The following is a 14,958-nucleotide window of genomic DNA, read 5'->3' on the forward strand; positions in this document are numbered from 1 at the left end:
AGCAGGATCCCGACGTGATCGAGAAACTTCGAAACATAGCCATTATCGCCCACGTCGACCATGGCAAGACGACGCTGGTCGACAAACTGCTCCAGCAATCCGGCACACTCGACCGCAAGGCCGAGAGCCAGGAACGCATCATGGACTCCACGGACCAGGAGAAGGAGCGTGGCATCACCATCCTGGCCAAGAACACGGCGATTCGATGGCAGGCACCCGGTAACGACCAGGCGTATCACATCAATATCGTCGATACCCCGGGTCACGCCGACTTCGGCGGCGAAGTCGAACGCGTGATGTCGATGGTCGACTCGGTGTTGTTGCTGGTCGACGCCGTCGACGGTCCCATGCCGCAGACCCGCTTCGTCACACAGAAAGCCTTCGACCAGGGCCTCAAGCCGATCGTGGTGGTCAACAAGATCGATCGTCCCGGGGCACGCCCCGACTGGGTCATCGACCAGATCTTCGATCTGTTCGACAACCTTGGCGCCAGCGAGGACCAGCTCGACTTCCCGATCATCTACTGTTCGGCGCTGGATGGTGTCGCGGGTCCGGAGCCGGACCAGCTTGCCGAGGACATGACGCCGATGTTCGAGGCGATCACCGATATCGTCGAACCACCCAAGGTGGAACTCGATGGCCCCTTTCAGATGCAGATATCGGCTCTGGACTACAACAGCTACGTTGGCGTCATCGGACTTGGCCGTATCAAGCGCGGTGCCGTGCGTCCCAACCAGCAGATCAGCGTCATCAACACCGATGGCCAGACCCGCCGTGGCAAGATCGGACAGGTCATGACTCACCTGGGGCTCGAGCGCGTCCAGACCGATCAGGCGACCGCAGGTGATATCATCTGCATCACCGGTATCGACGACCTGGCGATATCCGACACGCTTTGCGATCCGGCCGCCGTCGAGGCACTACCGGCGCTGACAGTGGACGAGCCCACGGTATCGATGACCTTTCAGGTCAACGATTCTCCCTTTGCCGGGCGTGACGGCAAGTACATCACCAGCCGCAACATCAAGGAACGCCTCGAACAGGAACTGATCCACAACGTGGCACTGCGTGTCGAGCAAGGCGATTCGCCGGAAAAATTCAAGGTATCCGGGCGTGGTGAACTCCACCTGTCGGTACTGCTCGAGTCGATGCGCCGTGAAGGCTACGAACTGGCTGTCGGTCGCCCTGAAGTGATCATCCGCGAGGTCGATGGCGAACAACGCGAGCCTTACGAAGAGGTAATCATCGACTGCGAGGAGCAGCACCAAGGGGCCATCATGGAGGAGATCGGCTATCGCAAGGGCGAGCTGGCCAACATGCACCCTGATGGCAAAGGCCGGATACGGCTGGATTTCATCATTCCGGCACGCGGCCTGATCGGCTTCCGCGGCCAGTTCCTGACACTCACTTCAGGCACCGGTATCCTGACCAGCCGCTTCGATCACTATGGCCCGCTCAAACCCGATGCCTCGATCGAGCGTCGCAATGGTGTATTGATTTCGATGGTCTCCGGCAAGGCTCTCACCTACGCACTATTCGCCTTGCAGGATCGCGGTAAACTGATCGTCGACCATGGCACCGAGGTCTACGAAGGCATGCTGATCGGCATCAACAACCGTGCCGACGACATGGTGGTGAACCCGACCAAGGCCAAGAAGCTCGACAACATGCGTGCTTCCGGCAACGACGAGAACCTCGTGCTGACACCGCCGGTCCAGTTCACGCTGGAACAGGCTATCGAGTTCATCGATGACGACGAGTTGGTCGAAATCACCCCCAACCACGTGCGCCTGCGCAAGAAGCACCTGAAAGAGCACGAACGCAAGCGCGCCAGCAAGAAGTAAGTCCTTCCCATCCACCACCGACGCCTCTCTCCAGGGGCGTCGGTGGTGTGTTCCGCGATATCGCCAATGCGCTGTCAGGGCCTGCCGATCGGCCAGCCCCAGCGGGCAGCGATGACGTTGACTTGCAATTTAATCATTTGATTAATACGCTGCTCGCAGCCATGGACGTTCATTCCGAGAATCGCACCAATGCCCATCGACAAACCTGCCTCAATCGCTTGCACGCTACTGATCGGTCTCGCTCCCCTGCTCATCGGCTGCTCCCCCGAAGCCACGTCCCCCCCTGACATACCGACCGTGGTTGACAGCCACACGATCCAGACGGATGGCACTCAGCGAATCAGCCGATTCTCGGGGCAGGTACAGGCCGCTGAGCGAACGACCCTGAGCTTCGAGATTGCCGGTGAACTCGAGAGTGTCACGGTAGATGTGGGCGATGACTTTGCGGCCGGTGAGACTCTCGCCACCATTGACGACGAACGTTACCGCTTGGTGGCCCAGCAACGCCGTGCAGAAGCACGCGAAGCCGAAGCATCGCTGCAAGAAAAGCGTCAGGATTACCAGCGCCAGTCGGAGCTCGTGCAGAAAGATTATGTGAGCGCGTCACAATTCGATACCGCACAGGCGGCCCTGGACACCGCCGAGTCCCGCCATGCTTCGGCACTCACCGCCCTGGACCTCGCCGAACGCGACCTCGCCCTGACGACACTACAGGCCCCCTTCGATGGCTCGGTAAGTCAACGGCAGGCCGAGCCTCTCGAGCGCGTCAGTGCCAGCCAGCCGATTCTCGAGGTCATCTCGGACCGGGAGGGGTTCGACGTCAACGCCAGCGTGCCCGAGACGTTGGTCGACTCGCTATCGGTCGGCTCGACCCATCGCGTCACCCTGCCTGCACTGGGTGGTGCCTCGAGCCCGGCCACTCTCAGTCACCTGGGCTCCCAGCCACGCTCATCCAACGACTACCCGATCATCCTCACGCTGGACGAGCCGCCAGCCGGCCTGCGTTCAGGCATGACCGCGCAGGTGGAACTATCCCCGACCGTACCACCCGACGGTGACACCACCACACTGCCCATCCCACTCACATCTCTGGTCTACGACACCGACGAGCGCGCGCATGTGCTACGCATCGGTGAAGATGGACGACTGGAGCGGATCGATGTGGAGGTCATCGAGATTGGCGATGGACACGCCGATGTGCGCGGCGAGCTGTCCCCAGGCGAGCGCATCGTTGCTCGAGGCGCCGAGTTCGTGAGCCCCGGCCAGCACGTCGATCTGCTCGGCCAGGGCCCGGAACGCTATAACTGAGGCCATCATGAACCTGAGCCAGCTCGCCCACCAGCGCCGTTCCGTTCTCTACCTGGCCACCATAGTGGCCATGCTCTACGGCATATTCAGCTATGTCACCATGCCCGCCCGAGAGGACCCGAAGATCACTATCCGCGAGGCGCTGGTGACCACCGCTTTTCCCGGACTACCAGCGGAACAAGTGGAAGAGAACATTACCAAACCTCTGGAAGAGAGCATCCGCTCCATCGGCGAGGTGGAACGCATCGAGTCAACCTCCATGCGCGGCCGCTCGATCCTGCATGTGGAAATCCAGGATCGTTACTTCAACCTGGACCAGATCTGGGATGAACTGCGCGAGAAGGTCGAGGCAGCGAAGCCGGAACTGCCCGATGGTACCCAAGATCCAATCGTCAACGACGACTTCGGAGACGTGGCGGTGGTCACTGCGGCATTGACCGCCGACGACTTCCCTCAGGCCCAGCAGCAGGAAATCGCCGAGCACATACGTACCTCGCTTTACGGTGTCGAGGGCACCAGGAAGGTCGAGTTGCTGGGCATCCAGGAGCAACGTGTCTTCATCGATATCGCCGAGGCTCGCTTGGCCGAAGTGGGGTTATCGCCCGCCGAGCTGTCCAGCCAGATCCAGAGCCGCAACATCTATCCGCCGGGTGGCGTGCTCGACGCCGGTGAGCAGCGACTGGCTCTGGAGGTCTCCGGCGAGTTCGCAAGCCTCGAGGCGCTCGGCGACACCGAGATCCGTCTTCCCGAGGGCAGCACTCTGCGACTTCGCGATCTGGGCGAGATTCATCGCGGCTACCAGGACCCGGTCGATCGACCCGCCTATTTCAACGGCAAACCGGCCATCGTCTTCGCCATCTCCATGCTCGAGGGAGAAAGCGTGCTCGATTACGGCCATGCGGTCGAAGCACGCCTGGACGAGTTGCGTGACACCCTGCCGGCGGGCTACCGGCTCGACATCATGACCTTCCAGCCCGATCAGGTCGCCAACGCCGTCTACGGTGTGACGTCCAGCGTCATGCAGACGCTGGTCATCGTCCTTGCCGTGGTAGTGCTGTTCCTCGGCCTGCGCACAGGTTTGATCGTGGGCTCGATCATTCCTGCCGTGATGCTGGTGACCCTGGCCATCATGGGGCTGACGGAAATGACCCTACAGCGAGCAAGCCTGGCCACCCTGGTGATCGCACTGGGTCTGCTGGTGGACAATGCCATCGTCATCGCCGAGGATTTCAAGACCCGCCTGGAGGCGGGCCACCATCGCGACCAGGCCCTCAAGGAGACGGGCAGCGAACTGGCCCTGCCGCTATTTTCGTCGACCCTGACCACCATCCTGGTCTTCCTGCCGCTGATGCTCGCCGAACACGTGGCCGGTGAATATACCCGCTCCATTTCGATCGTCATCGCCATCACGCTGCTGAGTTCCTGGTTCCTGTCACTGACGGTGACACCGGTACTCTGCCACCGTTTTCTCAAGGCACCGAGCACACCACGAACGGACAGCGCCCCCTCCCTTTCCGACCGGCTGTTTCGCTGGATGTCGGAACGTTATGCCCGACTGCTGGCCCGCGTACTCCATCACCGCGTGCCGTTCCTCGTCGCCATGGGGCTGGCTCTGGTGGCCGGCGTAGCCATGATGCAATTCGTCCCCCAGAAATTCTTCCCCGATTCGGACCGCAGCCAGGTGCTGGTGACGCTCGACTTTCCCTCGGACATCGCCGAGAACGCCACCGACCGGCGCATGCAGGAATTGAGCGATTCGCTGCAACAGGCACCGGCACTGCACGACGACGTCACCAGTATCGCCGCCTACTCCGGCTTCGGCGGGCCACGCTTCGTGCTCTCGCTGACGCCCATCGATCCAGCACCCAACAAGGGCTTCATGGTACTCAACGTGGCCGACCGGGAGCGTGTCGATGCCGTCATCCATGCCACCCGCGAGTATCTCGCCACTCACCAGCCAGATATCTCTCCCCAGGTGACGCGAATGTTTCTGGGTCCGTCCGACAGCACCCTGCTCCAGGTCCAGGTCAAGGGACCGGATCGGGAGGTACTATTCACAGCGGCCAAGGACGTGGAAACCATTCTGGGTGGGCTTGATGGTGCCCAGGGCATTCGCCAGAGCTGGGAGGCACGGATACCCGCACTGACCATCGCTGTCGATCAGGCGCGGGCCCGCAATGCCGGCATCACCTCCGAGGACATCGCCCGCTCGTTGCAGGGCGCCATCGACGGTTACCACCTCAGTCACTACCGCGAAGGGGACGACATCATTCCGATCATGATGCGCTATGCAGAGGAACAGCGTGCCAGCGTCGAGCGACTCAAGTCGCTGACCGTCTATCCGCTGGATTCTCCCGGTGATGGCGTGCCCCTGAGCCAGGTCGCCGACGTCCGCCTGGACAATGGCTACTACCGGATCGACCGGGAAAATCTGGTACGCACCATCACGATCGAGGGACGCAATCGTCATCTCACTGCGGAGGACATGGTTCCGCGGGTGGAGCCGGCACTGCGCGAGCTCGAGGCCAACCTGCCTCCAGGTCACTGGATCGAATTCGACGGCGTGGTGAAGGAATCGGCGGAGGGACAAGCCGCCCTGCAAGCCAACCTGCCACTGTGCATCGGCCTGATCTTCATCCTGCTGGTCGCCCAGTTCAACTCCTTCAAGCGGCCACTGTTGATCGTTGCGACCATTCCCTTGGTGATCGTTGGTGTCGCTCTGGGGCTGCTGGCCTCGCGGGCCGATTTCGGCTTCATGGTGATGCTCGGTCTCTACAGTCTGGCTGGTATCATCATCAACAATGCTATCGTGCTGATCGACCGCATCGATATCGAACGCCGCGCCGCCGGCGCGGACACTGCCGGACGCGACGCCGTGATCAAGGCATCGGCACGCCGCCTGCGCCCCATTCTGATGTCGACGATCACCACCGTGTTGGGCTTTTTGCCACTGATCATCGGCCACGACCCGTTATTCTACGGCATGGCTGCGGCCATGGCCTTCGGCCTGGGCGTCGGCACGGTCATGAGCCTCGGCATGGTGCCGGTGCTCTACACGATGTTCTTCGCCATCGACACCCAAGCACCCGAGCGCGGAGTCTGACCCCATGACGACCGAGGACACTACCCGCGACCGTCTGATACATGCCGGTATCCGCCTGTTCGGCGAGCATGGTTACAAAGCCACCACCACTCGCATGCTGGCCGACGAAGCGCAAGCCAACATCGGCTCCATCGCCTATTACTTCGACAACAAGCACGGACTCTACCTGGCGGCGGCGCACTATATCGCCGGCGCCATCCGCCAGCGCCTGGGCTTGACCAAGCCACTCGAGGCACCAGAGGATCAGACGGCGGCTCGAGAGTTGCTGGACGCCATCGTTAGACGCATGGTCCGCACCTTTGCCGAAGACATCGAACTCCGCCAGTGGTTATTGCTGGTGATCCGTGAACAGGTTCGACCCAGCGAAGCCTTCGATATCCTGCAGAGCCAGGCCTTCGGCGTCGTTCAGGCCACCCTGAGCGCGCTGATCGGCCAACTCACCGGCCGCGATGCCGACGACCCCAGGACCATCATCGAAGTGCATACCCTGGTCGGCCAGGTGGTTTTCTTCCTGATCGGACGCGAGCCTCTGTTGCGACGCCTGGAACTCCAGACCTTCGACACCGACACACTCGCAGCCATCGAAGACGTCGTCGCCTCGCATCTACGTCTCTACACCACATCGGACTGAAAGCCCTGGCTGCTTCCAGGGCCATTTTCGTTAGCAGCAAAACCGTCTAGGCTATAGGAACAAGAGGTAACGGAGGACGCCAAGATGCACAAGCATGTCGAATGGGACGCTCCCGGCCACGACAGTGTCAGTGACTATTATGCCAAGGATCCCAATGACTACGCTCGCCCCTACGCCGGCAGCGTCCTTTCGGCCCGTTTTCAGGGCAAGATCGTGCGTATCAAGGTCGCCGCCTATATCGACGGCACCAGTATCGGCGATGTCGTCGCCCTGATCGATCCGGAAAATGGCGGCCGTCTCAACGCCTACGGCAAGCTCGCCCTGGGCGATACCGTACGACTGCCGGATGACTATCGCGCCTTCGAGCCACCCAAACCGGAGGACGAAGACGACTGACCGTCACGCAGCCCTAATCAACGACTCTCAAGAAAGCCAGGGAACACGCCAGACGACGATCGACGAGCTACACCGTGCCGCCGTGCTTGCCAAAGCAGCCACGGTCATGACCAGATGGACCCGCCAACGTAAGCTAAACGTTCGTCCTCTGGTCAAGAGGCGCCAGGTAGCGCAAAGTATTTGCTGGCCAGTATCGATGAATACGCTGGACCATGACCCCGATTCACAAAAGCTACAACTGCCCAGGGGCTTGAATGTCGTCCATTATCGAAGTCAGCCACGTCAACAAGACGTTCGGCGGGCCGACCATCATCAATGACTGCTCGCTGAGCGTCGCCGAAGGCTCGATTACGGGCTTGATCGGACCCAATGGCGCCGGCAAGTCGACCCTTTTCAACATCATCGCCGGCAACCTGGCCCCGGATTCCGGCCAGGTCTTCCTCGACGGGGAAGAGATCTCCCCACTGACTGCGGATCAACGCTTTCATCGTGGCCTGCTTCGCACCTTCCAGATAGCCCATGAATTCACGCACCTGACCGCACTGGAGAACCTGATGATGGTGCCGCCGGCTCAGCCCGGCGAAAACCTGTTTCATACCTGGCTGAAACCCGGCAAGGTTCGCGACCGGGAACGAGACGTTCGCGAACGAGCGCTGGAAGTCATCGATTTCATCGGGCTTGATCATGTACGCAACGAACTGGCCGGCAACCTCTCCGGAGGTCAGAAAAAGCTACTCGAGCTGGGCCGTACCATGATGACCGAAGCCCGTGTCGTGCTGCTCGACGAAATCGCCGCCGGGGTCAACCGGACGTTGCTGGGCGATCTGGTGAACAATATCGAACGTCTCAACCGTGAGCGTGGCTACACCTTTCTGGTCATCGAACATGACATGGACATGATCGCCCGACTCTGCGATCCCGTCATTGTGCTGACCCAAGGCAGCGTCATGGTCGAAGGCAGCATCGACGAAATACAGAACAACCCCGACGTCATCGAAGCCTATTTCGGCGCGGGTGCGACCACTGACTGACACGAGCCGAGATATAACCAATGCCACTACTCGACGCACAAGACGTGCATGGCGGCTACGGCAGCATGAATATTCTCAATGGCGTCGACCTGGCCATTGAAGCACATGAAATCGGCGTTATCGTCGGGCCCAACGGTGCCGGCAAATCGACCATGCTCAAGGCCATATTCGGCCTGCTCCAGGTGAGCCAGGGCTCGATACGACTGCGTGGCGAAGACATCACCAATGTCGCGCCCAACAAGCTGGTCCAGATGGGAATGGGCTTTGTGCCGCAGGAGTACAATATCTTCCCCAGCCTGACCGTTCAGGAAAATCTCGAGATGGGGGCCTACATCAAGCCACGTCCTCATACGCGTCTGCTTGACCATGTCTTCGAACTGTTCCCCCCGCTGGTGGAAAAACGCCGGCAACCGGCCGGCGAACTTTCCGGTGGCCAGCGCCAGATGGTCGCAATGGGGAGAGCCCTGATGACCGAACCCGGCCTGCTGTTGATGGATGAGCCCACGGCGGGCCTATCGCCACTGTTCATGAACGAAATTTTCACCCGGATCAAGGAGATCAACGCCGCCGGTGTCGGCATCCTCATGGTCGAACAGAACGCCAAGCAGGCGCTGGGTATTGCCGACAAGGGATTCGTGCTGGCCGCCGGACAGAACCGCTTCACCGACACTGGCCAGAACCTGCTCAACGATCCGGAAGTCGCCCGCAGTTTCCTGGGCGGCTGATTGAGTCATGCAAGGAGCGATATCTTGAACGAACTGGTGTTCTTCATTAACAACGTGGTGGTGTCGGGGACCGTAAGCAGCTCGATCTATGCCATGGGTGCCATCGGCGTGACGCTGGTATTCAGCATCATGCGTTTCGCCCACTTCGCCCATGCCGACATGATGACGCTGGGCGCCTTCTTCGTGCTGGGGTTGACGATGCTGTTTCCCGAAGTCGGCGTTGCCGTCGGTCTGCCATCGGCCCTGATTCTGATGCCCATCGCCATGGTACTGACCGCCATCGTCGCCGTGGGGATCGATCGAGCGTTCTATAAACCGCTGCGTGACCATAACGTCAAACCCATCGTTCTGGTGATCGGCTCGTTGGGTGTGACACTGATGCTGCAGGGCCTGATCCGGTTGTTTGCAGGAACCGGCTCCCGCAGCCTGTACATCGCCGAGCGCAAGGACATCTTTCGCCTCGAGCTTCCCGGGGAATTGGCCACGCGCCCGATCGTCATTACCGAACCGCAGATCATCCTGTTCTTCTGCACAGTCGGTGCCGTCGTCGCCCTGCACTGGTTTCTCACCCGATCGCGGCTGGGCAAGGCCATGCGCGCCATGTCGGATAATCCTGACCTGGCGCGAGTTTCGGGCATCAATACGAATACCGTCATCGCCGTGACCTGGATGATCGCCGGTGCCCTGGCAACCGCCGCCGGAACTCTGCTGTCGCTGGATGTCGTCCTGAAACCCGACTTGAGCTTCTTCCTGCTGCTACCGATATTCGCAGCCGCCATCGTCGGCGGAGTCGGCCATCCCTACGGGGCCATCGCCGGCGGTTTCGTGGTCGGTTTTGCCGAAACCCTCGCCGTTTTCAACTGGGCGGTGCTCTTACGGCCTTTCCAGGATATGTTGCCTGCCGGATGGGAGTTGCCGACCTATCTGGCCTTCGTCGGCACCGAGTACAAGATCACCGTGCCGTTCTTCATCCTGGTGGCCATTCTCGTCTGGCGCCCCACCGGCCTGTTCAAAGGGAAGGTGCTGTAATGAAACTGTCAGCCATGCCCCAGTCACGTCGCGACCTGCTGTTGTTCCTCACCTTGTTGATCCCCGTCTTCGGCGTTTTCCTGGCCATGGGGCCGGCCTATGGCGCACGCATGTCGGTCGAAGCCGCCTGCTATGCCATCATCGCCTTGGGCTTGACCATCCAGTGGGGCTATGCCGGCCAGTTCAACGCCGGTGTCATGGGGTTCGTGGCACTCGGTGGCGTCAGCGCGATGCTGCTCAGCGTGCCCCCCAATCCGGATTTCTGGAACAGTGACTTACCGGGTGAACTGGCGCGTGTCCTGTTGACCCTGGTGGCGGGCATCGCCTTGGTGGTGGCAACCTCCCGGCTTCACCGATTGGGTGTTTCCCGCCGCATACGCACGGTGCTCACCGTGGGCGTCGCACTGATCGCCTATCTCACCTTCATCAACCAATTGACCCCGGTTGCCAGTGCCATAGAGTCGCAAGCCGGTTTCATCGGTGGTATGGGCTTGCCCGCTTGGGTGGGTTGGCTGGTTGGTGGCGCCCTGGCCGGCGGTATCGGCTATTTCATCGGCCATATCTGCCTGGGCTTGCGCAGCGACTATCTGGCCATCGCCACCCTCGGTATCGCCGAAATCATCAAAGCCTTTCTCAAGAACGCCGACTGGCTGACCCGTGGCACGGCCACCGTGTCGCCACTGCCGTGGCCAACCCCCGGTGCCGGCGAGCTCGGCTTCGTGCTATCCCGTTCGATCTATCTATCCATCACGGCCGTCATGATCGCGGTCATCTTCTTCCTGCTGCACCGCGCTTACCATGCTCCCTGGGGTCGCACCATCCGCGCCATTCGCGACAATGAAGTCTCGGCCGCCGCGATGGGCAAGAACATCAACAAGCGACGGTTGGAAATCTTCGTTTTCGGTTGTGTCCTGATGGGAATCGGCGGCGCCGCACTGACCAGTTTCAACAGCATCTTCGACCCATCCGGTTACCTCCCGCTCAACCACACCTTCCTGGTACTGGCGATGGTGATACTGGGCGGCCCCGGCAACAATCTGGGTACGCTCTTCGGTGCCGTGCTGGTCTACATCATCTGGATCATGTCAGCGCCCGTCGCCCTATTCCTGATGGACCTCGTCGTCATGGCAGGACAAGCCTGGTTCGGCTGGGAATCGGCCGGCAACCTCGATAGCCGCGCCCTGCAGGCTCGCGTATTCGTGATCGGCTTGCTGATCTCGCTGGTATTGCGTTATGCGCCAAAAGGGCTGATGCCCGAGCGGGTTCCCCACCATCGCTGATACGATCGTCAAGCATGAACGGGCCCCGGAGAGCGCATCTCCGGGGCCCGCTGTTCCGGAAAACGACGACGTCAGAAGTCCAGAATCCCCTGGGACTCGAAGTTGCCGTCCTCGACCAGCATCTCGACGATGATTCCCGGCACATCGCCGTTCTCATCGAACTCGTGACTACCGGAAGCGCCTTCGTAGTTGATCTCCTCACCGTCGGCGATCAACTGCTTGGCCTTCTCCCACTCCCCGGGCAGGATCGTCTCACCCGGTTCGGAAGCCACCGCACGCAAAGCGTCGGAAAGCCCTTCACGACCGTCTGAACCGTTCTGTTCCACCGCCAGTGCCAGCAGGAAGGCAGCATCATAGGATTGTGAAGCGAATACCGCCTCGGGATCGAAGCCCGCCTCTTCTGCCATTTCGTCGAACATGCCGGCCCCCGGAATATCCGGCGTGCCCGGACGCGTGGCGATCATGCCATCGAGGGCATCACCACCAACCGCCTCGGTCAGACCAGAGCCGACCATACCATCCGCACCGGCGAACTGGGTGAACATGCCCCCTTCATAGGCCTGGCGCAGAATCGTCTGTCCCGATCCATCGGCATATGCCAGCACCACCAGATTCTGCGACCCGCCGGAAGAGAGCGCCCCCAATTCGCTGCGATAATCGGCACGCCCGTCTTCATGAGCTTCGTTCGCCGTTACCGTGCCGCCCTCGGCCTCGAACGTGGCCTCGAAGGCATCCGACAGGCCTCGCCCGTAATCGTTATTGACATACGTGACGGCGACATCCTGGATGTCTTTCGACAACAGCAACTTGGCCAGCATCTCACCTTGATAGGCATCCGAGGATACCGTGCGGAACACCAGGTCGTCGTCTTCCAGTTCGGTTACCGCAGGCGCTGTCGACGCCGGCGATACCATGACCACGCCGCCGGGAATCGCCGCATTGTTGGCGGCCGCAATGGTGGCACCGGTACATAGCGCCCCCACGATGGCCGTCACCTCATCCGAATTCACCAATCGGTCTGCCGCGTTGCTGGCTGCCGATGAGTCGGAACACGTCGTATCGCCGGTGGGCATTTCCAGCGTTTCCCCATCGAGCATACCGCCCTGATCATTGATCTGGGAAACCGCCAGTTGCGCCCCTTCGTGAATTGGTGGCGTCAGACTCTCGATCGCGCCGGTAAAGCCCCCCAGGAAGCCGATCCGGACTTCCGCCTGCGCCGCGGGTGCCAGTGAGGCGGCAGCGATCGCTGCCGTTAACAGAACTTTCTTCATGATTGTTCTCGCTGTTGCTTAACAAAGGAGTAACGATTTAACTCTGGAACTCTAACCGTCAAAACTCAAGTCTTCTTCACCAACGTTAGGCGTCTATACTATTCGCCATCGACAGCAAGAATATCATCACGTGGCGATCGACCGTTTGCCCTTCACCACTACTGCCCCGATCAGGAGTCGCTATGAACAACAACACAGCCAAGCCGTTCGCTTTCCCCTATCGTGCAGCCCTGCTTGGTACCAGTTGCCTGCTGTTCGCTGCTTCCAGTGTTCAGGCCGCCGGCCCGAACGGCGAGTCCATCGCCTATGACGTCGACGGCGAGAGTTTCCAGGGCTATCTAGCCAGCCCCCAGGAAGAGTCCAAGGGCACCGTTCTGATCATCCACGACTGGGATGGACTGAACGAGTACGAACAGTTACGCGCCGAGATGCTGGCCGAGCAGGGCTATGCTGCCTTCGCCGTCGACCTCTATGGCGAAGGCAACCGCCCCGAATCGGTCGATGCTCGCAAGGCGGAAACGAAAAAACTGTATGAAGATCGCGAGCGGATGCGCCAGTTGACGCTCGCTGGGCTGGAGCAGGCACGAGAGAAGGGAGCGCCGGACAAGACCGTCGTCATGGGCTACTGCTTCGGTGGTGCCGTGGTGCTGGAAATGGCCCGTTCCGCCGATGTCGAAGGGGTGACGGGGTACGCCAGCTTCCACGGCAGTCTCGGCACACCGGAGGGCCAGCAATGGCCGGAAGAAGGGGTCGCACCGATCCTGGTCGCTCACGGCGGCGCCGATGAATCCGTCACCATGGACGATGTCGCCACCCTCTCGGAAGAACTCGAAGCCGTTGGTGCCACCTACGAGATCCAGGTCTACTCCGGCGCTCCCCACGCCTTCACCGTCTTCGATGGCGACCGTTACCAGGAACGTGCCGATGAACAGTCGTGGAACGCTTTCCTCGGCTTCCTGGATCAGCAGTTGTAACCATGCAGGTAACCGAACTCAGAGGAGATCGCCATACCATCGGCGCATTGCATGGCAGCCGGCATGCTGACGAAATTCACCGTGGTATGGCGGTCTATGATCACCTCTTTCACGACTTCGTGGGGCTCGATTGGCCAACGGCCAGGCGGCAAGCGCAACGTTTTTTGCCTGCCATCGAACGCCACTTCCCAGCCATTCTCGACGAAATCGTGGGGCTGGCGCATGGAGCCGGCGTCGACTTCGACGACATCCTGACGCTCAACTGCCGTAGCGAGATATCGTTGACCCAGGCCAATGGCGGCTGCTCGGCCTTCTCGCTTGCGCGCGGCAATCAGTGGCTTGCTCAGAACTGGGACTGGCGCGCCGACCAGCAGCACAATGTGGTCGCCTTGCGAATCGCGACCAATGACGCTCCGGCGCTGATCAGCCTTGGCGAGGCAGGCATGCTCGCCAAGATCGGCCTCAACGAGGTTGGCGTCGGTGTCGGGCTCAATGCCATTCGCTCACGAACCTGCGGCACCGGCCTCCCGATTCACGTGGCACTACGCAAGATACTGGAAAGTCCGGACTTTGCCGCTGCCAAGCGTGTGGCAACCGACGACAGGGTTGCCTCGCCTGCCCATTTCCTGCTCGCCGGGAGCGGCGGCGACGCTGTTGGCCTCGAAGTTCAGCCTGATCCCCCCGGAGAAATCTCACCGCACGACGGCATCGTGACCCACACCAACCACTTGTGCGCATCCCCTGGGCTAGCCGACTTCCCTCGCGCCGATTCCCATAGCCGTCTTGATCGACTGCAACGATGTCTAGATAACGCGTGCCTCAAGGACATGCGTACCGAGCCGGACGAGATCAACGTCGAGACTCTGTTTGCGATCCTGAGTGATCATGACAACTCGCCCGTCTCCATCTGCCGTCATCACAATCCGGCACAGCCCGAGTCCGAGCGCATGGAAACGCTGTTCTCGGTGGTCATGAATCTCGATCGACGCGAACTTCACGTCAGACTGGGCAAACCCTGCCGCCCCCTCAGCGCTCTTCGGGTATCGCTGTGACTTCGCCTTTCAGGTACTGCTCCGTCGTCAGCAAGAACAGCCGACGGAACAGTTCGTGGACCGCCTCGTCCTTGCGCAACGCCAGCAAGGCCTCATCGTCTGCGGACGAGAGCTCCGGTGATGCGCGTGGATATTCCCATGCCAGACGCACCGACCCCGAGGAGGCATCGCAGATTTGCACCACCGGGTTCCCCCCCTTGAGACGCGTTTCGATCTGATAAGACATCGTGACCTCCTTCGTGATAATGCCCAAGCCAAGACAATAAATAATAATAATTGTTATTTACATATGAGAAATTAGGCTGCATGCGACA

Annotated in this window: 13 protein-coding genes; 11 read left to right on the top strand and 2 right to left on the bottom strand. The window is 60.6% G+C overall.

The features are described 5' to 3' along the window. Positions 1 to 14 precede the first annotated feature (14 nt). The 9 genes from typA (at position 15) to FVV99_RS00500 (ending at position 11,347) form a co-directional block, all read left to right on the top strand. Positions 15 to 1,844: a translational GTPase TypA gene (typA, locus tag FVV99_RS00460; protein WP_148252045.1), complete on the top strand. Its 1,830-nt coding sequence runs from the start codon at positions 15 to 17 to the stop codon at positions 1,842 to 1,844. A gap of 189 nt (positions 1,845 to 2,033) precedes the next feature. Then, on the top strand, positions 2,034 to 3,152 hold the full coding sequence (locus FVV99_RS00465; RefSeq protein WP_148252046.1) for an efflux RND transporter periplasmic adaptor subunit: 1,119 nt from the start codon (positions 2,034 to 2,036) through the stop codon (positions 3,150 to 3,152). Between the two features lie 7 nt (positions 3,153 to 3,159). Beyond that, positions 3,160 to 6,255: an efflux RND transporter permease subunit gene (locus FVV99_RS00470; RefSeq protein WP_148252047.1), complete on the top strand. Its 3,096-nt coding sequence runs from the start codon at positions 3,160 to 3,162 to the stop codon at positions 6,253 to 6,255. 4 nt (positions 6,256 to 6,259) lie between these two features. Next, positions 6,260 to 6,886, top strand: coding sequence for a CerR family C-terminal domain-containing protein (locus FVV99_RS00475; protein ID WP_148252048.1), 627 nt, complete (start codon positions 6,260 to 6,262; stop codon positions 6,884 to 6,886). Between the two features lie 84 nt (positions 6,887 to 6,970). Further along, the gene (locus tag FVV99_RS00480) at positions 6,971 to 7,282 is read left to right on the top strand and encodes a hypothetical protein (RefSeq protein ID WP_148252049.1); all 312 of its coding nucleotides are present in this window, start codon (positions 6,971 to 6,973) and stop codon (positions 7,280 to 7,282) included. A 254-nt stretch (positions 7,283 to 7,536) separates the two neighbouring features. Next, positions 7,537 to 8,313, top strand: a complete 777-nt coding sequence (locus FVV99_RS00485; RefSeq protein WP_148252050.1) for an ABC transporter ATP-binding protein — start codon at positions 7,537 to 7,539, stop codon at positions 8,311 to 8,313. Positions 8,314 to 8,333: 20 nt separating this feature from the next. After that, positions 8,334 to 9,038: an ABC transporter ATP-binding protein gene (locus FVV99_RS00490; RefSeq protein WP_148252051.1), complete on the top strand. Its 705-nt coding sequence runs from the start codon at positions 8,334 to 8,336 to the stop codon at positions 9,036 to 9,038. A gap of 24 nt (positions 9,039 to 9,062) precedes the next feature. Next, positions 9,063 to 10,067, top strand: a complete 1,005-nt coding sequence (locus FVV99_RS00495; RefSeq protein WP_148252052.1) for a branched-chain amino acid ABC transporter permease — start codon at positions 9,063 to 9,065, stop codon at positions 10,065 to 10,067. Next, positions 10,067 to 11,347, top strand: a complete 1,281-nt coding sequence (locus FVV99_RS00500; RefSeq protein WP_148252053.1) for a branched-chain amino acid ABC transporter permease — start codon at positions 10,067 to 10,069, stop codon at positions 11,345 to 11,347. Before FVV99_RS00495 ends, FVV99_RS00500 begins: the two co-directional genes overlap by 1 nt. 71 nt (positions 11,348 to 11,418) lie before the next feature. Here FVV99_RS00500 and FVV99_RS00505 read toward each other — a convergent pair whose 3' ends face one another. Beyond that, complete coding sequence (locus FVV99_RS00505) at positions 11,419 to 12,618, bottom strand: ABC transporter substrate-binding protein (protein ID WP_148252054.1); 1,200 nt, start codon at positions 12,616 to 12,618, stop codon at positions 11,419 to 11,421. A gap of 182 nt (positions 12,619 to 12,800) precedes the next feature. On the opposite strand from FVV99_RS00505, the gene FVV99_RS00510 reads away from it, so the two are divergent. Both FVV99_RS00510 and FVV99_RS00515 read left to right on the top strand, forming a co-directional pair. Beyond that, positions 12,801 to 13,592 carry a dienelactone hydrolase family protein gene (locus FVV99_RS00510; RefSeq protein ID WP_148252055.1) on the top strand — a complete coding sequence of 264 codons (792 nt, stop codon included), beginning with the start codon at positions 12,801 to 12,803 and terminating at the stop codon, positions 13,590 to 13,592. A gap of 2 nt (positions 13,593 to 13,594) precedes the next feature. Beyond that, a complete protein-coding gene (locus FVV99_RS00515; RefSeq protein WP_148252056.1) occupies positions 13,595 to 14,644 on the top strand; it encodes a C45 family autoproteolytic acyltransferase/hydolase in 1,050 nt (349 codons plus the stop codon). Here the strand turns inward: FVV99_RS00515 and FVV99_RS00520 are convergent. Further along, positions 14,619 to 14,870, bottom strand: coding sequence for a hypothetical protein (locus tag FVV99_RS00520; RefSeq protein ID WP_148252057.1), 252 nt, complete (start codon positions 14,868 to 14,870; stop codon positions 14,619 to 14,621). The two genes, FVV99_RS00515 and FVV99_RS00520, sit on opposite strands and share 26 nt — an antisense overlap. Between the last annotated feature and the right edge of the window lie 88 nt (positions 14,871 to 14,958).

Origin of the sequence: Aidingimonas lacisalsi (assembly GCF_008079445.1) — a bacterium.
In the GTDB taxonomy this organism is placed as follows: Bacteria; Pseudomonadota; Gammaproteobacteria; order Pseudomonadales; family Halomonadaceae; genus Aidingimonas; species Aidingimonas lacisalsi.

Excerpts from the sequence above, each read along its gene's own strand:
- FVV99_RS00465 (WP_148252046.1), top strand. The coding sequence starts at position 2,034 with ATGCCCATCGACAAACCTGCCTCAATCGCTTGCACGCTACTGATCGGT.
- FVV99_RS00470 (WP_148252047.1), top strand. The coding sequence starts at position 3,160 with ATGAACCTGAGCCAGCTCGCCCACCAGCGCCGTTCCGTTCTCTACCTG.
- FVV99_RS00475 (WP_148252048.1), top strand. The coding sequence starts at position 6,260 with ATGACGACCGAGGACACTACCCGCGACCGTCTGATACATGCCGGTATC.
- FVV99_RS00480 (WP_148252049.1), top strand. The coding sequence starts at position 6,971 with ATGCACAAGCATGTCGAATGGGACGCTCCCGGCCACGACAGTGTCAGT.
- FVV99_RS00485 (WP_148252050.1), top strand. The coding sequence starts at position 7,537 with ATGTCGTCCATTATCGAAGTCAGCCACGTCAACAAGACGTTCGGCGGG.
- FVV99_RS00490 (WP_148252051.1), top strand. The coding sequence starts at position 8,334 with ATGCCACTACTCGACGCACAAGACGTGCATGGCGGCTACGGCAGCATG.
- FVV99_RS00500 (WP_148252053.1), top strand. The coding sequence starts at position 10,067 with ATGAAACTGTCAGCCATGCCCCAGTCACGTCGCGACCTGCTGTTGTTC.
- FVV99_RS00505 (WP_148252054.1), bottom strand. The coding sequence starts at position 12,618 with ATGAAGAAAGTTCTGTTAACGGCAGCGATCGCTGCCGCCTCACTGGCA.
- FVV99_RS00510 (WP_148252055.1), top strand. The coding sequence starts at position 12,801 with ATGAACAACAACACAGCCAAGCCGTTCGCTTTCCCCTATCGTGCAGCC.
- FVV99_RS00515 (WP_148252056.1), top strand. The coding sequence starts at position 13,595 with ATGCAGGTAACCGAACTCAGAGGAGATCGCCATACCATCGGCGCATTG.
- FVV99_RS00520 (WP_148252057.1), bottom strand. The coding sequence starts at position 14,870 with ATGTCTTATCAGATCGAAACGCGTCTCAAGGGGGGGAACCCGGTGGTG.